17 protein-coding genes are annotated in these 23,395 nt (G+C 30.8%); 9 read left to right on the top strand and 8 right to left on the bottom strand.

Going from position 1 to position 23,395, the window contains the following annotated elements; genetic code table 11:
- Positions 1-17: 17 nt before the first annotated feature.
- Complete coding sequence (locus tag B4L98_RS10310; protein ID WP_280051417.1) at positions 18-770, bottom strand: SDR family NAD(P)-dependent oxidoreductase; 753 nt, start codon at positions 768-770, stop codon at positions 18-20.
- A 188-nt stretch (positions 771-958) separates the two neighbouring features.
- Here B4L98_RS10310 and B4L98_RS10305 point away from each other — a divergent pair, with 188 nt between their 5' ends.
- The 6 genes from B4L98_RS10305 (at position 959) to B4L98_RS10280 (ending at position 7,943) form a co-directional block, all read left to right on the top strand.
- On the top strand, positions 959-1,717 hold the full coding sequence (locus B4L98_RS10305; RefSeq protein ID WP_125349842.1) for a hypothetical protein: 759 nt from the start codon (positions 959-961) through the stop codon (positions 1,715-1,717).
- A gap of 7 nt (positions 1,718-1,724) precedes the next feature.
- Positions 1,725-2,486 carry a hypothetical protein gene (locus B4L98_RS10300; protein ID WP_280036346.1) on the top strand — a complete coding sequence of 254 codons (762 nt, stop codon included), beginning with the start codon at positions 1,725-1,727 and terminating at the stop codon, positions 2,484-2,486.
- Between the two features lie 36 nt (positions 2,487-2,522).
- On the top strand, positions 2,523-4,565 hold the full coding sequence (locus tag B4L98_RS10295) for a S9 family peptidase (protein ID WP_286495778.1): 2,043 nt from the start codon (positions 2,523-2,525) through the stop codon (positions 4,563-4,565).
- A 151-nt stretch (positions 4,566-4,716) separates the two neighbouring features.
- Positions 4,717-6,579 carry a RecQ family ATP-dependent DNA helicase gene (locus tag B4L98_RS10290; RefSeq protein WP_286495777.1) on the top strand — a complete coding sequence of 621 codons (1,863 nt, stop codon included), beginning with the start codon at positions 4,717-4,719 and terminating at the stop codon, positions 6,577-6,579.
- A gap of 2 nt (positions 6,580-6,581) precedes the next feature.
- Complete coding sequence (gene fmt, locus B4L98_RS10285; RefSeq protein WP_257468211.1) at positions 6,582-7,523, top strand: methionyl-tRNA formyltransferase; 942 nt, start codon at positions 6,582-6,584, stop codon at positions 7,521-7,523.
- A gap of 132 nt (positions 7,524-7,655) precedes the next feature.
- Positions 7,656-7,943, top strand: a complete 288-nt coding sequence (locus B4L98_RS10280; RefSeq protein ID WP_019975917.1) for an HU family DNA-binding protein — start codon at positions 7,656-7,658, stop codon at positions 7,941-7,943.
- Between the two features lie 125 nt (positions 7,944-8,068).
- Here the strand turns inward: B4L98_RS10280 and B4L98_RS10275 are convergent, their stop codons facing one another.
- Together B4L98_RS10275 and B4L98_RS10270 are read right to left on the bottom strand one after the other, a co-directional pair.
- Positions 8,069-9,451: an MFS transporter gene (locus tag B4L98_RS10275; protein WP_125349838.1), complete on the bottom strand. Its 1,383-nt coding sequence runs from the start codon at positions 9,449-9,451 to the stop codon at positions 8,069-8,071.
- Positions 9,452-9,466: 15 nt separating this feature from the next.
- Positions 9,467-10,792 carry a DcaP family trimeric outer membrane transporter gene (locus B4L98_RS10270; protein ID WP_125349837.1) on the bottom strand — a complete coding sequence of 442 codons (1,326 nt, stop codon included), beginning with the start codon at positions 10,790-10,792 and terminating at the stop codon, positions 9,467-9,469.
- 589 nt (positions 10,793-11,381) lie between these two features.
- On the opposite strand from B4L98_RS10270, the gene B4L98_RS10265 reads away from it, so the two are divergent.
- Positions 11,382-12,221: a GNAT family N-acetyltransferase gene (locus tag B4L98_RS10265; protein WP_221855927.1), complete on the top strand. Its 840-nt coding sequence runs from the start codon at positions 11,382-11,384 to the stop codon at positions 12,219-12,221.
- Positions 12,222-12,272: 51 nt separating this feature from the next.
- On the opposite strand, the gene B4L98_RS10260 is transcribed toward B4L98_RS10265, so the two are convergent.
- On the bottom strand, positions 12,273-14,081 hold the full coding sequence (locus B4L98_RS10260; RefSeq protein ID WP_125349835.1) for a chloride channel protein: 1,809 nt from the start codon (positions 14,079-14,081) through the stop codon (positions 12,273-12,275).
- 163 nt (positions 14,082-14,244) lie between these two features.
- Here B4L98_RS10260 and B4L98_RS10255 point away from each other — a divergent pair, with 163 nt between their 5' ends.
- Positions 14,245-14,712: a DUF6265 family protein gene (locus B4L98_RS10255; RefSeq protein ID WP_219034918.1), complete on the top strand. Its 468-nt coding sequence runs from the start codon at positions 14,245-14,247 to the stop codon at positions 14,710-14,712.
- Here B4L98_RS10255 and B4L98_RS10250 read toward each other — a convergent pair whose 3' ends face one another.
- On the bottom strand, positions 14,713-15,906 hold the full coding sequence (locus B4L98_RS10250; protein ID WP_219034917.1) for a Pycsar system effector family protein: 1,194 nt from the start codon (positions 15,904-15,906) through the stop codon (positions 14,713-14,715).
- A 24-nt stretch (positions 15,907-15,930) separates the two neighbouring features.
- Here B4L98_RS10250 and B4L98_RS10245 point away from each other — a divergent pair, with 24 nt between their 5' ends.
- Positions 15,931-19,653: a metallophosphoesterase gene (locus tag B4L98_RS10245; protein WP_286495775.1), complete on the top strand. Its 3,723-nt coding sequence runs from the start codon at positions 15,931-15,933 to the stop codon at positions 19,651-19,653.
- 33 nt (positions 19,654-19,686) lie between these two features.
- Here the strand turns inward: B4L98_RS10245 and B4L98_RS10240 are convergent, their stop codons facing one another.
- The 3 genes from B4L98_RS10240 to yaaA form a co-directional block, all read right to left on the bottom strand.
- The gene (locus tag B4L98_RS10240; RefSeq protein ID WP_286495774.1) at positions 19,687-20,100 is read right to left on the bottom strand and encodes an SRPBCC family protein; all 414 of its coding nucleotides are present in this window, start codon (positions 20,098-20,100) and stop codon (positions 19,687-19,689) included.
- Between the two features lie 3 nt (positions 20,101-20,103).
- Complete coding sequence (locus B4L98_RS10235) at positions 20,104-22,422, bottom strand: hypothetical protein (protein WP_286495773.1); 2,319 nt, start codon at positions 22,420-22,422, stop codon at positions 20,104-20,106.
- A 65-nt stretch (positions 22,423-22,487) separates the two neighbouring features.
- A complete protein-coding gene (yaaA, locus tag B4L98_RS10230; protein WP_286495772.1) occupies positions 22,488-23,243 on the bottom strand; it encodes a peroxide stress protein YaaA in 756 nt (251 codons plus the stop codon).
- Positions 23,244-23,395: the final 152 nt, after the last annotated feature.

Here is a 23,395-nt window from a genome sequence, read left to right as displayed (position 1 = left end):
ATTCGATCAAAAATATTTTAAACCGCTGTATATCCACCATCAACAAGGTAATAACCTCCTGTCATAAAGGATGCTTTGTCCGAACTTAAGAATAAAACTAATTCTGCAACTTCTTCTGGCTGCCCCAAACGACCCATTGGATGTTTTGTAACAAGCAATTCTAAATGATCTGCACTCAAATTATTCGATAATAAAGGCGTCATAATATAACCTGGCCCAACTGCATTACATCTTATATTTTTTGGTCCATATTCTGCACCAATATTTTTCGTCAAACCTACAACTCCATGCTTTGCAGAAGTATAAGCCGAACTCATTGGCGCAGCAACAGTCCCATGAATAGAAGCCATATTAACAATAGAACCTCCTCCATTTTTTTCCATTGCTTGCAATTGATATTTACATCCGTAAAAAACACCATTAAAATTAATATCTATTACTTTTTTCCAACCATCTAACGGATAATTTTCTGTCATCTCAGCAGGACCTCCAATTCCAGCATTGTTACAAGCAATATCAAGTTTTCCATAAACTTCAAGTGTTTTATTTACTAACGCTTCATTATCTTCTGGCAATGAAGTATCCGCTTTAAAAAATATCGCTTCTCCTCCATTCTTTTTGATGATTTCCACCACTTCATTTCCGCCTTCTTCATTAATATCCGAAACGACAACTTTTGCTCCTTCTTTGGCATATAATTCAGCAACAGCTTTTCCAATTCCAGAACTAGCACCAGTTACAATCGCAACTTTATCTTTTAAACTTGACATAATTTTATGATTTTAATTTAAATAAAGTTAATCATTTATAATCAGATCTATAAATCATTTCTTACAAATAATATTATTTTAAATGATTCAATTTTATTAACTAGTTTGGAATGAAAAATTCAGCATAACAAATATATTTAGGTTAAAACAATTCTATTTTTTTATATTTGATAAAAATAACTTTTTAAATGAAAAATTTAATAGCTGCTATACTTTTATGTAGTTTTTCTACGATAAATGCACAAGAAACAAGTGATTATAAGTACATCAATATTCCTGAAAAATTTTCTAGTTTTGATAAAGATGAATATCAATTAAATAATCGATTAAGATATATTTTGACGCAGAAAAAATACGAAGTTTTACCTTCTGATAAATCTGCTTGGCCACAAGAAGTTGTGCAAAATCCTTGTTTAGCTTTGAATGCGGATATTTTAAAAGTTAAAAGTTTTTTGAATAATAAATTAGAGGTAAGTTTTACAGATTGTTCTAATAAAAATATTGAAAAATTTGAAGGAACTTCTAAGATTAAAGAATATGACAAAGGTTACCAAGAAGCAATAAAATTAGCTTTAAATCCTTTGAAATCTCAAAATGCAAAGGCCTCCGTTCCAATGGTGAAATTAGAAAAACCCCAAACAGAAACAACAGCTGCATATATGCCAGAACCAAAAGGAAATCAGGTCACTGCTACGAATTTATTGACAGATGGAACAACTACTTATCAAAAAATTGAACTACAAAATGGTGGTTTTATGTTGATGTCCGAAAATGGAAATCAAGTTGTTGCAAAATTTGAACCGACCCTAAAAAATGGAATTTACAGAGTAATTGTTACAAAAGGAAATTCGAATTATTTTTCGGTAGGATACATCAGTGGAAATACGATTTCCTATGAGGTTTCTGAAAATAATAGTTGGAAAGAAGTTAAATTATCGGCTAAATAATCTTGCTATGAAAATTATATTATCAAGTTTATTTCTTATTGCTTTATCGTCATTACAAGCACAAAATGTAGCTGATTACAAATATGTTATCATTCCTCAACTATTTAAAGATTTCGTAAAAGAAGATTATCAATTGAATACAGGATTGAAAACTGCTTTGAGAAAAAAAGAATATGAAATAGTAAATGAAAATTCTATTCCGTTAGATGTGCAAATCAATCCTTGTTTAGCTACAAAAGCAAATATTGAAAATACTTCTGTTGCTTTTAAAAATAAATTAAAAGTAACGTTTACAGACTGTAATAATAATGTGATTTCAACTTATGAAGGTTCGTCAAAGGAAAAAGATTTTACAAAAGGTTATCAAGAAGCCTTAACATTTGCTATGAATCAGGTTGGAAAACAAAATGCGAAAGATTTACCTATAACTAAAACAGAAAATACAACAACTACAACCGTTAAAGAAACAACGAATAAAGTCGTTACGCAAGTGTCAAATAAAACTGTAGAAAACAAAAACGTCTACAAATCAAACGGAAAAAATTACACTACAGCAAGTACAAATAACAACGAATTTGTCTTAATAGATCAAGAAAATTCACAAGTTATTGCACAATTTTATCCAGCTGCTCAACAAAATATTTTCCATGTGACAGTGATTTCTCAAAACGGAAATTACCAAACAATTGGCTATTTGAACGAAAATAATATCATCATCGAATATAAAACAGGTGATAAATCTTGGTCAACTACAACTTATTCAAAGTAAGTTTTTATAGTACATTTGCACCTTAAATTTTAGAAAATGCAAGCACCTATTGCGAAAAAAATAGAACAAAAATTAGAAAAACACGGAGATATCCGCATCGATAATTATTATTGGTTGAATGATCGTGAAAACTCTGAAGTTATCAATTATTTGAACCAAGAAAACGAATACACAAAAGCTATTCTACAACCAACAGAAGCTTTACAAACCAAACTTTTTGAGGAAATGAAAGCGCGAATCAAAGAAGATGATTCGTCTGTTCCGTACAAATTGAATGGTTATTGGTATTTGACGGAATATCAAAAAGGAAAAGAATATCCAATTCACAAACGTCGAAAAGATAGTTTAGAGAATCCAGATGAAATTCTTTTTGATGTCAACACAATGGCTGAAGGTCATTCGTACTATCAATTGGGTGGAATTTCGATGGCACCAAATAATCAATTGGTTTCCTTTGGGGTTGACAATGTTTCGCGAAGAATTTATACGATTCAAATCAAAGATTTAACAACTGGAGAAATTCTTTCTGATAAAATAGAGAATACAACTGGAGGTTCTGTTTGGGCCGCTGATAATAAAACCTTGTTTTATACAAGAAAAGATGAAACATTGCGTGCTTATCAAATTTGGAAACACAAATTAGGTACAAAACAAGAAGATGATATTTTAGTTTTTGAAGAAGTAGATGATACGTTCAATGCGTTTGTTTACAAATCAAAATCAAGAGATTACATCATTATTGGATCTTCAAGTACTGTTTCTGACGAGTTTAGATATATTCCTTCTAATCAACCAGATGCTGAGTTTAAAATCTTTCAAAAAAGAGAACGTGATTTAGAATATTCAATCGAACATTTTGGTGATTCATTTTATATTCAAACCAATAAAGATGATGCTTTTAACTTCAAATTAATGAAAACTTCTGTCGAAAAAACAGAACAAGAAAATTGGATTGATGTAATTCCTCATCGCGAAGAAACATTGATTGAAGGTTTCGAAATTTTCAAGAATTATTTGGTTATCGAAGAGCGCACAAATGGTTTATTGCAGATGAATATCAAAGCATGGGATAATTCAACTGATTATTATTTGCCATTTAACGAAGAAACCTATACAGCAAATGTTGGCACAAATCCAGATTTTGATACTGACATTTTGCGTTACGGATATACATCGTTGACAACTCCTTCTTCTGTGATTGATTTTAACATGAATGATAAAACATTCGAAATCAAAAAAGAGCAAGTTGTTATAGGTGATTTTGATAAAGAAAATTATATTTCTGAACGTATTTGGGCAGAAGCTCGCGATGGAGAAATGGTTCCAATCTCATTAGTTCGTCGAAAAGATACACCTCTTTCTGCCGAAACCCCTCTTCTACTTTACGCCTATGGTTCATATGGTTACACGATCGAGCCTTATTTTAGTTCGGTTCGATTAAGTCTTTTGGATAGAGGTTTTATCTATGCGATTGCGCATATTCGTGGTGGTCAATATCTTGGTCGCGAATGGTATGAAGATGGAAAAATGTTAGAAAAGAAAAATACATTTTTTGATTATATTGATGCAGCAAAATATTTGATTCAACAAAATTATACTTCATCAAAACACTTGTACGCGATGGGTGGTTCTGCTGGTGGATTGTTGATGGGAACTGTGATTAATTACGAGCCAACATTATTCAATGGGGTAATTGCGCAAGTTCCTTTTGTGGATGTTGTGACAACAATGTTAGACGATTCTATTCCATTGACAACAGGGGAATATGATGAATGGGGAAATCCGAACGAAAAAGAATATTACGATTACATGAAATCGTATTCGCCATACGATAACGTGGAAGCAAAAGCTTATCCAAACCTTTATGTTTCGACAGGTTTGCACGATTCTCAAGTACAATATTGGGAACCTGCAAAATGGGTAGCGAAATTAAGAGATTTAAAAACAGATAATAACATTCTACTTTTAGATACAAATATGGATACAGGACACGGTGGTGCTTCTGGCCGATTTGAATCGTTGAAAGAAGATGCAAAAGAAGATGCTTTCTTATTTATGTTAGAAGGGATTACAGAATAAATTTCAATACAAAAAGTCAACAAATTTGTTGGCTTTTTGTATTTTTTAATGAATGAAATTCCACTTTTTGTAAAATATAGAAAAGGTATAATCGATTAATTCTTCTAATAAATCACAGATTTTACCTAAATTTACAACAAAGCTTTGTAATTTGACACCAAAAGAAATTCTTTTTAAGTATTGGAATTATCCTTCTTTCAAAACGCCGCAAGAGGAAATCATCGCAAGTGTTTTGGAAGGGAAAGATACATTAGCAATTTTGCCGACTGGTGGCGGAAAATCTATCTGTTATCAAGTTCCTGCGATTATTTTTGATGGATTAACATTGGTCATTTCGCCGCTTATTGCGTTGATGAAAGATCAAGTTCAGAATTTACAATCCAAAGGAATTTCTACGGCATATATTACCAATGAAATTGACCAAAATACGATTGGAAAAATTTTGGACGATTGTCAAAACAATAAAATCAAATTATTATATGTTTCGCCAGAGCGTTTGCAAAGTAGAATTTTTGTCGAGCGATTGAAACAAATCAATATTAGTTTGCTAGCTGTTGACGAAGCACATTGCGTTTCTGAATGGGGACATGATTTTCGACCTGCATATCATCGAATTTCAAGATTAAAAACTATTCTTCCTAAAGTTCCAATCTTAGCTTTGACTGCAACAGCGACAGAGAAAATTCAGCAAGAAATTGTTGAAAAATTAGAGCTAAATAATCCTGAAGTTTTCAAATCTTCTTTAAAAAGAGAAAACCTTTCGTACAATGTTTTCCTTTCTGCTGACAAGAAAAATGATTTGATTTATTATTTAAAAAAATATCCTGGTTCGAGTATTATTTTTGTTCGAAATCGAAAATTAACCTACGAGATTGCAAGTTTTTTAAGTCAAAATGGATTTGATGCCGATTTTTTTCACGCCAAATTAACCAAAGACGAAAAAGAGCAAAAACAGCAAGATTGGATGTTAAGTAATTCGCGAATTATGGTTTCGACAAATGCGTTTGGAATGGGAATAGACAAACCAAATGTTCGTACCGTTTTTCATATCGATTTGCCACAAGGAATAGAAGCGTATTACCAAGAAGTTGGGCGCGCTGGACGTGATGAACAGGAATCGTATGGAATTTATTTGTACAATCCTGATGATCGAATTCAAGCAGAAAATATTTTCAAAGCGAATTTACCTTCGCAACAAGATTTTATCAAAATTGGGAATTGTTTGTTTAGTCAATTGCAATTAGCGGAAGGCGAATTAACGGAAATGAATTATCAATTGGATCTTCCAAAATTTGCCGAAAAATTTGGTTTAAATCTTAAAATGGTTCTTCAATTTTTAGAGTTTTTAAATACGAAAGAAATCATTCAGCAAAAAAATTATTCACAAAATAGTAGCATTCAAATTTTGGCGTCACCACATTCAATTAATTTGAATGAAAACCGAATTTTTGATTATTTACAACGTCATTACCCTGGAATTTACACTTATAATAGAGAAATTTCGGAAAGTAAAATGGCGTTTGAATTGCATATGAGTATTGGCGACATTAGGAATAGCTTACACGAATATGCAAAAAATGGTTCTATTGATTATTCGGATCGATTTTTAGCGCGATTTAGATTTCTTGTTCCGCGCGATTCTAATGCGTTTAAAAATAAATTGTGGAAAGATTTCGAAGCAATTCAAGTGAATAATTGGAAACGTTTGCAAGCTATGGCTTATTATGCCGAACAAAATACAATTTGTAGAGAACGTTTATTATTTGGATATTTTAATCAAAAATCTGATCAAAATTGTGGTAAATGCGATGTTTGTCAATCCAAAAAACAAAATGAAAACTTTAATTCAACCGATTTAATTGAATATTTGAAAGAAGGTACAAAAACGCAAGCCGAAATCCTTTCAAAATTCATAAATTCGCCAAAAGATAAAATCGTCGAAGAATTGCAATATTTGATAGACGAAATGCGAGTTCAACCAATTGGATTCAATTCTTATAAACTAATAGAATAAAAATGCGAGTAGTCTTTATGGGTACGCCCGAATTTGCGGCGACATCTTTGAATGAAATCAATACAAATAGTCATCACGAAATAGTTGGAGTTGTTACTGTTCCAGATAAACCGTCTGGTAGAGGACAAAAAATGAATATTTCTGATGTCAAAAAATATGCAGTTGAACATAATTTGCCTTTGGCTCAACCAGAAAAATTACGAGACGAAGCTTTTATCGAAACATTAAAAAGCTGGAATGCTGATGTTTTTGTTGTTGTAGCTTTTCGTATGTTGCCACAAGTTGTTTGGTCAATTCCGTCGAAAGGAACATTCAATTTACACGGTTCACTTCTTCCTCAGTATCGCGGAGCTGCACCAATTAATTGGGCTGTGATGAATGGTGATCAGGAAACTGGAGTAACAACTTTCTTAATTGATGAAAAAATTGATACCGGAAATATCTTAATTTCTGATAAAGTAGAAATTGGAGAAAATGATAATGTTGGTAAAATTCATGACGAATTGATGCATATCGGTGCGAAATTAGTCGTGAAAACGTTGGATGGTTTAGAAAATGATTCATTAAAACCTCATCCGCAAGATGAAACAACAGAATTAAAACATGCTCCAAAAATCTTTAAGGAAGATTGTAAAATAGATTGGAACGATTCAATCAATACTATTCACAATAAGATTAGAGGACTTTCTCCTTATCCATGTGCATGGACAACTTTTGGAAATGGCGAAAATTATAAATCGTTAAAAATATATGCAGGTCTAAAAACGGATATTGTTGTTGAAGGAGAAGATTATCAATTAATTTTACAAAAAAATAACCTTTATATCAATCTACCTCAAGGAGTTTACGAAATTTTAGAACTTCAACCGGAAGGAAAGCGTCGTATGACAGCCAAAGATTTCATCAATGGACATCAAAACGAGGATACCTTATTCGTAAAATAAGTACTTATTTACTGATTTTTGACACAGATTTCATAAAATTTTGCATTTTTCTTGAAATTTTTTGCGTTGAAACTTGCACAAATAAAGGGAAAGAGTATATTTGTGTATAAATTAATTTAAAAAGTTACAACTATGAACAAATCAGAACTTATCGATGCGATTGCAGCTGACGCTGGAATTTCTAAAGAAGCTGCTAAAAAAGCCTTAAACTCATTTACAGAAAATGTAACTAAAGCTTTAGCAAAAGGAGACAAAGTTGCTTTAGTAGGATTCGGTACTTTCTCAACTTCTGAGAGAGCTGCAAGAACAGGTATCAACCCACAAACTAAAAAAGAAATTAAAATTGCTGCTAAAACAGTAGCTAAATTTAAAGCTGGATCTGAATTATCAGGAGCAGTTGATACAAAAAAGAAAAAATAATATTTCTGATACAATAAAAAAATCCATTCGTTTGAGTGGATTTTTTTTGCATTGAAATTTAATTCCTCTAAAAAAATCCTTCAAGAATTACTTGAAGGATTTTTACATTTTGTCTATTATTGATTTTAATTATCTTCTGTTAAATCTGTTTTGTATGTTTCTGGAATTGTAAAATAATTCACTAAAATCGCAATAAAGATTAATATCAATGGATAAGCTAATCCAATATAAGGCGACATAGCAGCCGAAACGATAATCGTACTTTTGATTAATTCCGTTACAAAAGTTGTTGCTCCACCAATAAATCCATTTCCCATATTTTGTGCAAATCCCATACTAGTGTATCGAATCTTTGTTGGGAAAATTTCTAACATAAAAGCTCCAAGCGGACCATATGTTGCTGCTCCTGCAATTGAAGTAATTAAACTTACAACTACAATTCCTAAAACTGCTAAATTCGAAATATCATGAACTTCTTTCAATCCTTCAGGATTTCCTAATTTCATGTACAAAAAAAATGATAATGGAATTAAGATAAAACTACAAATCATTCCACCTAACATAACAGGTTTACGACCAATTTTATCACTTAATGCACCAAACCATTGATAGAAAAATGAACTAAATAATGTAGAACATAAAACAACAATTAAAACTGTTTCGTAAGGTAAGTTAACTGCGCGTTGTAAGAAGAAAAGCGTAACGAATAACGTTGTTTGCATAATTGTACTTTGCGCCGCATTTCCTCCAAAAATAGCCTTTAACATTAACTTTACGTTTCCTGGAGTTGTAAAAGCATCTTTAATTGGAGTTTTAGATGTTTTTCCTTCTTTTTTTAATTGTTCAAAAATTGGACTTTCATGTAAGCGTTGACGAATAAAGTAACTCAAAATCACTAATATTCCACTAAATAAGAATGGAATCCTCCATCCGAAACTTGCAAAAGCCTCTTCTGATAAAAATGATTGTGTTAAGAAAACAACTGTTAAACATAATAATAATCCAATTGGAACAGTTGCTTGAATAAACCCTGTGTAAAATCCTCGCTTCTCTGCTGGCGCATGTTCTGCTACATAAATTACAGCACCTGCATATTCTCCACTAATTGCAAGTCCTTGCATAATGCGGCAAAACAATAATAAAACAGGAGCAAACCAACCTACACTATCAAAAGTTGGAATACAACCAATCAAGAATGTAGCTGCTCCCATCATAATTAAAGAAACTAAGAATGAATATTTTCTACCAATACGATCTCCAATACTTCCAAAAATTAATGATCCAATCGGACGGAACATAAATGATGAAACCACTACTGCAAGTGTTTCTAAGAAATGCGACGAACCATCGTTAGGAAATAATTGTGTTGATAATACACTAGCTAAGATGATTGCCAAGAACATATCGTACCATTCGATTAAGGTTCCGACAGATGATGCTAAAATAATTTGGAAAATATTATCCTTCTTCGCTACTGTTTGCGAAGTATCTAAAGTATTTGTACTCATGTTTTTTGTGTAATATTAGAAGTTAAATAATGTTGTCAGTTGAAATCTATTGTTATTTGCTAAATATTTATTTTCGGTTCCCGTACCTTTTATCGTCGCATCTGCCCATTGCGCTGTGCTTCGATCATATTCTAATCTAAATTTTAAGGCTTTGCTTAAGGTAAGATCTAAACGAGGAACTACTTTGTACAAATAATTTACAGTGCGTGTACCTGGAGTTGCCGAAATTGCGCCCCAATTTGTCGTTACACCATAAGATATTGATGCAATTGCTCCTTCTACTGGATTTTTCACACCATTATTTCTAACATAACCTGCAAATAGTCCGAACGAAAATTTACCTGTTGAGTTTTGTTGCAAATCAATCCACATACTATGCGTATTCATTGGTTTATATGTTTCAACAGCCGTCGGACTTGTTTGATATCCTACAATTCCACCAAGTTGTACAAAAGACGACGCATCTTGCATCAAATATCCAGCGAAAGTTACTTGTAAAGGTTTTGTATTTAACTTAGAATAAGCCATAAACGAAACATTTTCAACTCGTTCATTAGACTTAACAGGAGGATTTCCTGAAGATAATTTTGGCTTCAAATTTTCATATTGCGCACCAATTCCGGCAGTAAAAACTTGTGATTTATATTGAAATTGAAGATGAGCCGCTGGCATTCCACTATTTCGAAAGGGCTCTGTATTTGGAGTAAAATCTCGTTGAGAATGTAAAGCAGCAATAACTTTAAATTTGTCTGTGAATTTATGCGTTAAACGAACTTGAGGATTACGATTTAAAGCATAAACAGGCGCACCAGTTCCATAATTTGCAACATTTGGCAAAGCTTCTAACACAACGAAAGGATGCCAATATTGTCCAATCCCTAATTGCGTTTTCTCCCAATCCAACATCACATATGCGTGACGCAAACGAAACTCGTTGATTCCTCCTTCTGTTGCTCCAAAAAATTCTCCCTCTAAAATACCAGAAGTTTTAGCTCCAAGTAATTCTGGACCTTTCAAATTAACACCAGCTCTCGAAACAATCGATAACATGTGAAATTTAGAAGCTGCATTGATATCAGCACCGTTTACATCCGATAAACGATCTTTTGGATAAAGCGGAACCAAAGCCTCTCCTGCTCCAATCATTTGACGCGTATCCATAAAAATATCATTCCTGATAAATCCATAAAACTGCACATCAACTTTGTCTTTGTTTTCTCTTGGTTGTATTAATTCTACTTTTTCTACAACCACACTATCTGTCGTTTTCTGTTGAGCAGAGACATAGCTATAGCTGCAAAATATAGCTAGACAAGCCAATTTTGTTAAATTTTTACTCATTTTTTTTGTGATAATTTGAACGACTAAAATAATCAAAAGAAAAAAACTAACAAATGTTCGTTAATCATTTTTTAATAATTTTTCAAAGCTTTATTAAATTCATCATATGTTTAAATATTTTTTGAGAAATAGATATTTTGAAATAAGTTTTGGAAAGAAATTTTGAGAATTTGGTATTTTAATTAGTGTAACAAATACACTTTACTTGAATTCTTCGAGGAGTATTTTTCAAAAAAAATCGAGAGAAGAATAATTGTTTCAACAAATGAGGAGAAAGTTAGACTTCTCTCGTAGTTTTAGTTTTAAAAATGTATGCAAATTTATTGATTACAGAATTTTCTTCAGCATAATCAATAATAAGCTTATGTTAAATCATAAAAAAAAGAAGTTTTCTTAATTCTATTTACCATCCTCTACACTATTTTTAAAATTTATGTATAATTATTCAGTCAATATTATTAAATAAATTATATTTTTATCAAATTCGGATTACATAGTTCAAATAAAATTCAATCTTTACTAATTTTTTAAGATTTTTTTTAGAAAAAACTTAAATGTTGGGGCTATTTTTGCTTTGCAAATTACAGCTATGCAAACAAACATTGAAATACACTCATTAAATCATGTTGATTTGGAAGAATTATCAGCCTTATATAATCTTTCTTATCAAAATTATTACGTTTCTATCAATCTTTCAACTGAACAATTTCAGGGAAAATTAAAAATGGAAGATATCAATCTAGATTATTCTGTAGGTGCTAGTATTGATGGAAAATTAGTTGGCTTTTTACTTTATGGAATTAGAAATTATAACGAAGTAAAAACAGCTTATATTGGTGGAACGGGCGTTTGTCCTGAACATCGTGGAAAAAAAATCACACAACAAATGTTAGATTTTAGTTTTCCAAAATTGAAAGAACAACAAGTAAAAAACATATTTTTAGAAGTAAATATTAAAAATGATTTTGCTATTAACGCTTATGAAGCTTGTGGTTTCGAAAAAACAAGAACTTTAAACAGTTATAAAGGAATTCCTATTTTGGTCGTAAATCCATTACATGAAATTATAGAATTTAGTGATTTAGATTTGATTACAAGTGAAAACTTTTGGGATATAAAACCTACTTGGAAAAATGATATTCAAAGTGTAAAAAATATCATCGAAGATTGTCAAATAAATGGAATTTATGAAGATGGAATTTTAGTTGCTTACAAAATTATCAACAAAAATAATACACGTATTTATCAATTTGGTGTTCATCACGATTATAGAAATCGTTATTTAGCTTCCATCCTTTTCAGCGATTTGAAAAATAAAGAGATTAAAATGATTAATGTTGACGAAAGAGAAATCTCTACAAATGATTTTATTCAATCGATGGGATTAGAATTGTACGACAAACAATACGAAATGAAAAAAGAATTATAATGAAAAGCCTCTATTTAAGAGGCTTTTTTTGTATATTATATTCAAATATTTCTACTCAATTCTCAACTTATTCAAATTACTTCGATAACTTTCTAATAATAAACTTTCGGTTACATAACCTTCAAATTTACCTTTTTTAGTGAGTAAAATATAATCTATTTTTTTTGCTTCCATCATTTTCATCACGTTAGCAGCATTCGTAAAAATAGATGTCGAAGTTGCTTCTGTTATACATTCTAAGTAACTTTTATCAATATTATCATTAAAAATAAATGATCGAATATTATCTAAAACTATAATTCCATGAATCGATTTATCTTCATTGAGGACTGGAATAAAATCTTGTGTTGTAGTAGAAAAAATTTCTTTTATATCTTCAATTGAATTGTAAACCGTCAATGTTTTGATATTCTTGATATAAATCGAAAACAAATCAATTTTATTAAACAAATTTCGGTCTTTATCAGATGTAAAAACAATTCCTTTTTCTGCTATTGCGTATATATCCATCGAATATTTGTCGTATCGTTTTGAAATTGCAAAACTTATCGAAGAAACAATCATTAAGGGAATAATTAATCCATAACCTCCCGTAATTTCGGCAATTAGGAAAATTGCTGTTAATGGCGCATGAAATAACCCACTTAAAACAGCTGCCATTCCAACAACAGTAAAATTACCGACTGGAACTTCTTTGAAACCGATTAAATTAAAGAATTTTGCAACGAAAAAACCAAGATATGACCCAACAAATAACGAAGGCGCGAAGTTTCCTCCGTTTCCTCCACTTCCTAAAGTTAAACCTGTTGCAATAGATTTGATTAAAATTGTGACAAAAACAAATCCTAAAACTATCCATTGATTCGTTCTAAAACTCTCTAACAATGAATTATTTAAAATAAAACCAGCTTCATCATTTGCTAAATATTTTATACTCTCATAACCTTCACCAAATAATGTTGGGAAAAAGAAAATCAATATTGCTAAACTTCCCGCTCCAACAATCGCTCGCCAATATACATTATCCGAATAATTCCCTATCAAATGTTCAACTTTACGAAATAATCGAGCATGGTAAACTGAAACAAACCCCGCTAAAACACCCAAAATCACATAGAAAATAACATTATGATAATCAAATCCTAACGCATAACGAAAGGATAATAACATATTGCTTTTTAATGTTAAATTGGCAATTAAAGCTCCTGTTGCAGAAGATAACAATAAAGGAATAAAAGCAGTAACACTCATATCCGCTAATACAATCTCTATCGCGAACAAAACACCTGCAATTGGTGCATTGAATGCAGTCGCAATACCAGCTGCAACACCACAAGCCAACAAAAGTGTTCTTTCTTTGTATTTGAATCTGTAATATTGTGCATAATTAGAACCAAAAGCTGCACCAGTAATTGTAATTGGAGATTCTAAACCAGCCGAACCACCCATACCAACTGTTAAGGAACTCGTTAAAATCTGAGCATACATCTGTTTTTTAGGCATTATTCCAGACTTTTTAGCTACAGCAATCATAATTTGAGAAGTTCCCTTTTCTATCGAACCATCCAAAAATTTCTGCACAACAAAAACCGTCAACAAAATACCTATAATTGGCAATATACTATTGATATAAGGTAGTTTGACTAAATTATTAATATAAATAGTAAATTGAAAAACATTGTGCGCAAAAGTTTTTAGCACAATCACTGCAAAAGCAGATGAAATAGCTACTAAAATACACGATAAATACAAAAATTGTCGCTCTGATAAAACCAATTTTAACAGGTTCAACAAGTTTTGAAAAAAATTAAATGATTTTTTAATGTATTGAAAAAACTTTTGTTTTGTAGAAAGTCGCATACTTCAAAAATAGTGTACCTTTTGTTTATTGCCTAATTTAACTGCCACGAATTACACAAAAAGTAAACCAATAATACATAAAAGAATAAAATTTTTGAGAAAAAATCATTTCTATCATTTTAACTATTTCAAATTGATTATTTTTACTATTAAGCACACTAATATGAAACTATTTACTTTTCTTCTTTTATTTATTTTTTTGTTGAATTCTTGCGAATCAACTAAAACTTCTGCTGATAAACCAAGTTTTGATTTTTTGGTTGGAGAATGGATTAGAACAAATGAAAAATCGGATCGAAAAACGTATGAAAACTGGAAAAAAGTTGATAAAAACACTTTTTTAGGTTGCGGGTTTACAATCAAAAATAATGATACAATTTCGCAGGAACATCTTACTATCACAAAGATTGATGATAAATGGATATTGAAAGTTAATTTGGACAAAACTAAAAAAGAGACAACTGATTTTGAGTTAATCAATTCTGATAGAAATTCGTTTACATTAGAAAATCAAGAGAATGATTTTCCTAAACTTATCAAATATTGGAAAATTGGTCATCAGTTAAAAGCTGAAATTAGCAATGATGAATCAAGTAAAATTGCTTTTACTTTTGAAAAAGTAAAAAAATAATTAAGCAACATTTGTGATCATCGCGTAAGCAAACGTTAGAACAGATAAAATAGTTCCAATCATAAAAATTGTGTAGGTTATGCTTAACAAACGATATTTTCGTTCCAAAACTTTTCCTAAATAATACAAATCCCTTGTCAAAGAAGTATATACATAATCTCTGTCTTTCATCAACTCTTGCATAGCATCATCGTAGGCTTCAAGTGACATTTGATAAAAATTACCAAAGAAAAGCAAATTCACTTTTTTGTTTTTGACATCTTCTTCGTTAAAACTTTCGTATGTTACATTTGGTTTAGTTGCTAAAATTGCAAAAATAATTGAAACAACACTTGATAAAAGCATTACAATTGAAGGTAAAAGTAAATACTCATTCTTTGGACTTCCTAACTTTGGAACCAAAGTAGAAAGTGCAATCGAAATCACGATCGCGTTTACAGACAATAAAATATTGGCTTTACTATCAGCAATATCACTTAAACGAGTATGATTGTTCAACGTTACACGAAAAAGTGTATCAACACCACGATCTGGTTGTTGAATCTTATCGTTTTTCTTTTTCTTGATTTCATACTTATTGGGAATATCACCAATCAACTCTATCTCTTTGATTTTATTTTGGGTAAAGATCAAATTTTCTTCTTTTCCTTTCTGCCAAAGCTTTTTTGCGGCATCCGTATAAAAATGATGTATGTTTAGAAAAAAATTTCTATTCTCTACATGCCATTCATAATCAGAAAATTCTTTGTGACATATTTTAGCTATTTCATCACGTAATAACTCAGAAATTTTAGGATATTCAGTTTGTCCTAAATGATAGTTATCTGCATCTTTTACAATTGCTTCACCTATATTTTTTGGAACATTATTTAGCGCTGTGATTAAAATATAATCTTGGACTTCTTTGATGTAATTTTCGTCAAAATTATGCTCAATCAAATACTCTTTTGCAATGTTTGCACTCTCACTTTCATGCCCTTGCACGATTTTTGTGTAACCCGTATCATGAAACCAACCCGCTATTAATAATTTTTCTCGTAAATCTGTAGATATTTGCTCATCAGTAGACAACGTTTTTATTGCTTCTACAACTTTTACGGTATGCATAAAATTATGATACGTAAAATCTAAAGAAAGATTATCTTTGAACAGATTGAAAACATAGTTTTCTATATTTAATAACAATTGGTTCATCACAAGTTTTTAACGCTTAAATGTATGAAATTATTACCAACACTAAACAACAAAAAATTGAATTATCCTTTTTTGGCTTTAGTAGGTTCTTGCCTTTATATGACATCTTGCGCTACGCAACATCCTCAATATGGGAAAAACATTAAGACAGAAAAAGTACAAAATGTAGAAGGAAATAAAATTCAATCTATCTATTTAATAGGCGATGCAGGAGATCTTGATCAACCAAAAAATAAACAAAATTTAGAAATTTTAAAGAATCAATTAGCGAAAGCTGACTCTTCTTCTTATCTTTTCTTTTTAGGTGATAATGTTTACGAAAATGGAATTGTAACGGATTCTACAAAAGCTGAATATACAACAAGTAGAGAGAAACTTCAATTTCAGATTGATTTAGCGAAAGAATTTAAAGGAAAAACCCTTTTTATTCCAGGAAATCATGATTGGCGAAATGGTGTAAAAGGATTAAAAGAACAAGAAAAATTAGTCAAAAAACAATTGGGTAATAAAAAATCATTTTTACCAAAAGATGCGTGTCCAATTGATAAAATAAATGTAAATGATAGTATCGGAATTATTGCGATAGATTCTGAATGGTATTTGCAAGATTGGGACAAACATCCTGGTCTAAATGAAAAATGTGATATCAAATCGCGAGAAGCTTTCTTCGAAGAATTAGAATCGCAGTTGAACAAATATCAAAACAGAACAACTGTTATCACAATGCATCATCCGCTATATTCGAACGGAACACATGGTGGACAATTTGATTTCAAAAAACAGTTTTATCCATTAGGAGATAATTTCAAAGTTCCATTACCGGTAATCGGATCTTTTATTAATTTATTAAGAAGTACAACAGGTCTTAGTCCTCAAGATGTTAATAATTTCAAATACAGAGAAATGGCTTCTCGTATTGCAACACTTATCGAAAATAGAAATAATGTAATTGTTGTTTCTGGACACGATCACAACTTGCAATATATTCAACAAAACAATGTCAAACAAATTATCAGCGGTTCTGGTTCTAAAAAAGAATCTGCAAAAGCGGTTGGTAAAAACGATTTTTCTTACGGAGATAATGGTTTTGTTGTACTAGATTTATATGATAATGGCGCTTCTAAAGCTAATTTCTATGGTTTTAAAGACGATGGAATCGAATTATTATTAACAAAACAAATTACAGAAAAGAAAAAGGAATATTTGGCACAAGTTTATGATGATAAAAAAATGCCAAAAACGAAAGAAACAAGTGTATATCCATTAGACGTTACACGTAAATCTGATCCGTATAAATTCTTTTTTGGTCGTCATTATCGTCGAACATATGGACAAACAATTACTGCTAATACTGTTAATTTAAGTCAACTAAATGGAGGTTTAACCCCTGTTAGAATGGGTGGTGGACATCAAACGCAAAGTTTACGATTGGCAAATGCAAAAGGTGAAGAATACAATATGCGCTCGGTGAAGAAAAGTGCCACGCAATTCATTCAGCAAGTAGCATTTAAAAATAAATATGTTGCAGATGAATTTGAAGATTCTTTCACAGAGAAATTTTTGATGGATTTCTATACAACCAATCATCCATATTATCCATTAACAGTTGCTAATTTGATGAAACCAATCAATATTATGCATTCTACGCCAAAATTATATTACGTTCCAAAACAAGAAGCCTTGAAAGCATATAATGAGAATTTTGGTGATGAATTATACATGATAGAAGAACGACCAATGTCCGGATATCAAGACGGTGTTTTCGGAAAACCAAAAGATATTGTTAGCACAGATGATATGTTGGCTGCGATTCACAAAAACAAAGATGTTGTCGTGGATAAGCAAGCCTACATTCGTGCACGACTTTTTGATATGTTAGTTGGAGATTGGGATCGACATTCTGACCAATGGCGTTGGGGCGTTTACAAAGAGAATAAACAAACTGTTTATAAACCAATTCCACGCGATAGAGATCAAGCATTTCCACGTTATGATGGACTTTTCTTTCATTTAATTATGAAAATTCCTCCTTTGAGACATATGCAAGATTATAAAGATGACATCAAAAATGTAAAATGGTTCAATAGAGAACCTTATCCATTGGATTTAGCCATTTTAGAATCATCCGATCTTGAATTATGGATAAAAGAAGCAAAATATATTCAAGATAATTTGAGTGATGATTATATCAAACAATCATTTGAATTAATTCCTGAAGAAACAAAACAAGAATACGATCAAGAAGTAATCAATAATCTTATTGCCCGAAAATCTAAATTAGAAAAATTTGCAGAAGAATATAATAAAGTTCTTCGCAAATTAATCATTCTGAAAGGAACAAACGAAGATGAAGATTTTGTGATCACTCGTTTACCAAAGGGAAAAACAAATGTAAAAATCTATTCAGGACAAGATCGAACTTTAATTCTTGATGAAGATTTTGATAAAAAAGAAACGAAAGAAATTCGTTTATATGGATTAAACGGAAAAGATAAATTCAAGGTTGAAGGAAAGCCAAATAACGCTATTTTAGTTCGTATTATTGGTGGAATAGATGACGATATATACGAAGTAAAGCGTTCTGCAAAAGTAAAAGTATATGATTACGCAAACGGAAGTGATGCATCAGAATCTACCTTTTTAACATCGAAAAATTTTGTCAACGATTACGAGGTTAATACATACGATTACAAACAACCGATGTATAATTTCTTTACTATGTTACCTAATATTGGCTACAATCCTGATGACGGAATAAAAATTGGTTTATCGCCAACCTACACTGTCAACGGTTTTGATCGTAAACCATATTCGCAACGTCACAATTTGCAATTAAGTTATTATTTTGCGACAGGCGGTTGGGATGCCAAATATAAAGGAACGTTTACAAAAGCGTTGGGTAAGTGGAATTTAGATCTTAATGCAGCTTACACGAGCCCGACTTATAGTACAAATTTCTTTGGTTTAGGAAACGAGACCGTGAATAATCAAGAAGAAATTGGAATGGATTATAACCGTGTTCGATTAGAAAGTTATAGCATTGGACCGTCTATTTTCAAGATTATGAATAACAATGGTCGTTTAGATTTTTCTGCAATTTATAGTTACAAAAAGATTGAAGAGAATAAAGATCGTATCGTCGAAGATTTCCCATCAATTAATAGAGACGTTTTCAAAGGACAACATTTCGGAGAAATTGGAGCTAAATATTTGTTCAAAAATTACGATAACGAATCATTGCCAAAATTAGGCATGACATTTTTAGCAAATGCAAAGTGGATTTCTAATTTGACAGATTTTGAACGTAATCATTTTTATACCGAACTTAATTTAGGTTTCACACATAAAATTTCTGCAAATGGAAGATTAACAGTTGCTTCTATGCTAAAAGGTAAAGCAGTTTGGGGTAATTTTATGGAATTCTATCAAATGGCTAATTTAGGTGGAGATCAGGATTTACGTGGTTATCGATTAGGTCGTTTTGCAGGAGACAAAGTTTTCTTACAAACATCTGATTTACGATTTGATGCTTTACGTTTCAAAGCTGTTGTTCCACTTCGATTAGGTCTTTTTGTTGGAGCTGATTATGGACGAGTTTGGTTAAACGGAGAAGACTCAAATAAATGGCATTCATCTATGGGTGGTGGACTTTGGATAAACGGAGCACAATCTATTACCGCAACAGTTTCATACTTTAAAGGTGAAGATCCAGGGCGAATCGTTTTTGGTTTGAATTTCGGATTTTAACATATAAAAAAATAACCTTCAAAAATTTGAAGGTTATTTTTTTTGTACATATTTCTTGATTGCTTGCATCATATTTATCCACGCATTCTCTGAATGTGAGCGTTCAAAATCATCCGCAAAATCTTTTCCTTCAATTGATAGATAAGTAAAATTACCTGAAGATTTTAGATTAAAAATTACTTCAATCTCATGGTCTGTATTTTGTTTTTTATAATTATATCGCAAACGTTCATTCTCCATAATAGATGTAATCAAGGCTTCATCTACCAACGTTTCATTATTTTTTTGCGTTACAAACTTTATCCTCTCTCCTACTTTCCATTCGTTACAAGTCATTTTTATGTTTTCAAAACATTCATTAAACGCTTGTTCATCTGTCAAAACTTTCCAAATATTTTCGGCAGTACTATCTATCGAAATATTAAGCAATACATCATCTTTTTCCATTCTTTATTCTTCTATTTTAGTATATTTTTCGAGTTTATTTTTATAATTAATCGAAACTCTAATTGCTTGCAAACCGCTTATACCCTGCAAATCATCAATTTCCAAATATTCAACATCTTTTTTCAAAAATTTCTTATCAATTAATAAATTGATATAATTTGAGTATTCTTCTTTTAGGATATCTTCGGTATAAATAATACAAATTTTGTGTGGCAAATTGATTCGTTCATTTGTTCCTTTCACAAAAGCTTTACTCAATCTTTTCTTAATTATTTCATATTTTGCATTGTTGTATCCATTAACATCAAAACGTTTCTCATCTAATTTGAACAAAATATCTATAGTGGTATTCGTTGCAAAAATCAACGAAGCAACCTCTACTTTTAGCGGTGTTTTTTTCTGAATTTCTTTATACGATTGCTCCATCGAAATCATCGCCTGTAATTGCCAATATCTAATTTCACGAATATTTTGATAGGAGAATTTTTTGAACGGCGCAATACTTCGTCCAACATACAAATTATAATCAATTCCATCTGTCTTGAAACGTTCGTAATAATGCGGAAATACACCTTGAGCATCTTTCTGAAAAGTATCTAATTTGTTCGACAAAAGTGAATTTGTCATTACAATTGTTTGGTCAAATTTTTTGCGATCTACATAAAATAATCCCGTTGTAGAATCTAATTTTTTTAGATATTCTTCGATAATTGATTTCTCATTGTCCTTTACATATTTGGGAATTTCAGGATGAATATGCAACGTAATGTAATCAAATAATTCGCTTTCGAAATAGATTTTATCTACATTATCTATTCGTTGCAAAAAATCAGTCAAATCGTCAATATAATCCAAAAATTTATTCTTTTTTGTACGATTATATAACTCGTTACAAATCAAAATCAAGTAATTAATCTGATTAGTATAATCCATTTTTAAACATTGATTTCGAATCACTGACGAATTTCTCACATCCAATTCACCATAAATTGGATATACATTTTGAAAAGAGATCTGCAATTTTTGTTTTGTATTTCCCGGATGCAATATATGTTCGCGAGCTTTTTCTCTAAATTTCCAATCTACACTTGGATGCAACGACGTATATTCGGTTTGTATATAAGCATTGATTTGATTCTCAAACTCTACCGTATAGCGATAAATAGATTCTTCTAAAAGAGGCGTGATTTCGCGCAAAAGGTTTGCATTAATTCGATTGAAAACTCCAGCTTCTTTCGAGCCTATTTCTAAAATACCTAAATGAGATTTTCCGTTTTTCAATGGATAAAGAATCAAACTTTTCAGACCAGATTCATTTGCCATTCTCAACATTTTATCTTGCGGAAACTTCTCCAAAGCTGCGTCAATATTAGAAACAACATAATAATCTGATTTCGATATTTTGTTCTCTAAATCAGCACAAAAAATTTCATTCAGTTTTATTTTTTTATGATTATCAATCAATAAACTATCATTCAATTGTAATAAATGACTAATTTCCAATTGATTTTTATCCGAATTATAAGCCGAAAAACCAACTTCTAAATTATTGATTCTAAAAATAGATTTTAATGCAGAAATAATATCATTTCGAACAATATTAAAAGGTTCTCCATAAGATAATAATTTAGATTTTAAGTTAGAAAGTGCAATTTCAGTCGTATTATCAAAAAATGAAACAAGATTAAACCCTTTTGCAATCCAAGATCCAATTGGAATTTTTCTCATCCACAAAGCTGTATCTTCATAATTATTCAACAACTCTTCAATTTCATCTTCAGTCAATTTAAATTTATCTTCGGATGGATAAATACGAAAATAATCATGGTTTATATCAGTCCCAAGATAAATTCTGTAGCCATTTTGATTGTCTATCACCAACTGATTTGATAGATTAAAATCTAAATTTTTATGATAATATTTCGATAAGATGAAGCAACAACAAAACTTATATAATGTATCATAATCTAAATCTTCAAAATTGAATTTTAGTCGTGATTCATTATTATCAATCAACTCTTTAAGTCGATCTGTTGCAAAAATAAATTTGTCAGAAAAAGGAAAAGTTATCGCTTTTAAATTATATTTTACAAATGGTTTAGGAATAATTTTCTCAATAATTGGCTCAACATCTTTAATAATTTTCTGAAAATCTTCAAATGTTTCAACACCATCAATCAACTCTGGTCGAGTAGCTTTCAGATATTCTAAAAAAGCTTTAAACTCTCCAAAGTTGTATTCAGATCGTTCTAATTCTTCAATCAGCGATTGGAACGAGTAAATAATTTTGAGGGGTAATTTATCGATAAAATTTTCTTTCATATATTATTTAAAAATAACAAAAGACTACTAATAAAGCAGTCTTCAAGTTATTATTTTTTTAGTCATTATCTTGTAAATACCAAAATTTCTTCGGTAGAAAGATTCTCATCAAAACGATAACCATCCACGTCAAATGCTTTCACTTGATCCAAAGTTTCAACTTTATTTTCTGCACAATAACGCGCCATTGCACCACGAGCATGTTTAAAATACATCATGATTTTTTTCAATTCACCGTTCTTGTAATCTTGAAACTCTACATCAATCATCGGAACTTTTAACGATTTTCTATCCAAAACTTTTGCATATTCATTGCTTGCTAAATTTAAGATAAACTCGCCTTTCTTCAATTTTAAATTTAGAAAAGGTGTCAAAATTTTTTTCCAAAAACCATACAAATTTTTCGAACCATGAACATCCAATTTCGAACCCATTTCCAAGCGATACAACATTACTTTATCAGAAGGACGCAACATCCCATAAAGTCCAGATAACAAAAATGCATGTTTATTAAAGTAATCAAATGCTTCATCATCTAAAGTTTCAGCATTCAAACCTCTATAAACTTCACCTTTGAAAGCTAAAGCTGCTGGAATAGCTTGTTTCGCAGTAGGTTTAACATTCCAAACCTGATTACGCTCCACATTCATTTCTGCAATATCTTTCGAAATTTTCATTAATTTTTCAAGATCTGTTGTACTCATCTCTTTCATAACATCCATAATTTCTTGTGAATGTTCCAAAAATTGAGGTGTCGTTGCTCTCCATTTAGCATTCGTTTCCAAATTCATCATCTTCGCTGGAGAAAGTAATATTTTCATGTATCAAAAAATCTTAATTAATAAAAAAAGTATTCTGTTAGAATAAAATCTAATTCAACTTTTCTCTAACAAAGATAAGAATTCTTTGTTTTAGAAAAAGTGTAATTATATTGATTAAAAATATTCATAGATTACCCGTAGTGCATTTAGGT

Source organism: Empedobacter sp. UBA5528 (assembly GCF_002426075.1).
GTDB lineage: Bacteria > Bacteroidota > Bacteroidia > Flavobacteriales > Weeksellaceae > Empedobacter > Empedobacter falsenii_B.
The sequence above is the reverse complement of the archived record's forward strand: the minus strand, read 5'-3'. Positions and strand labels throughout refer to the sequence as shown.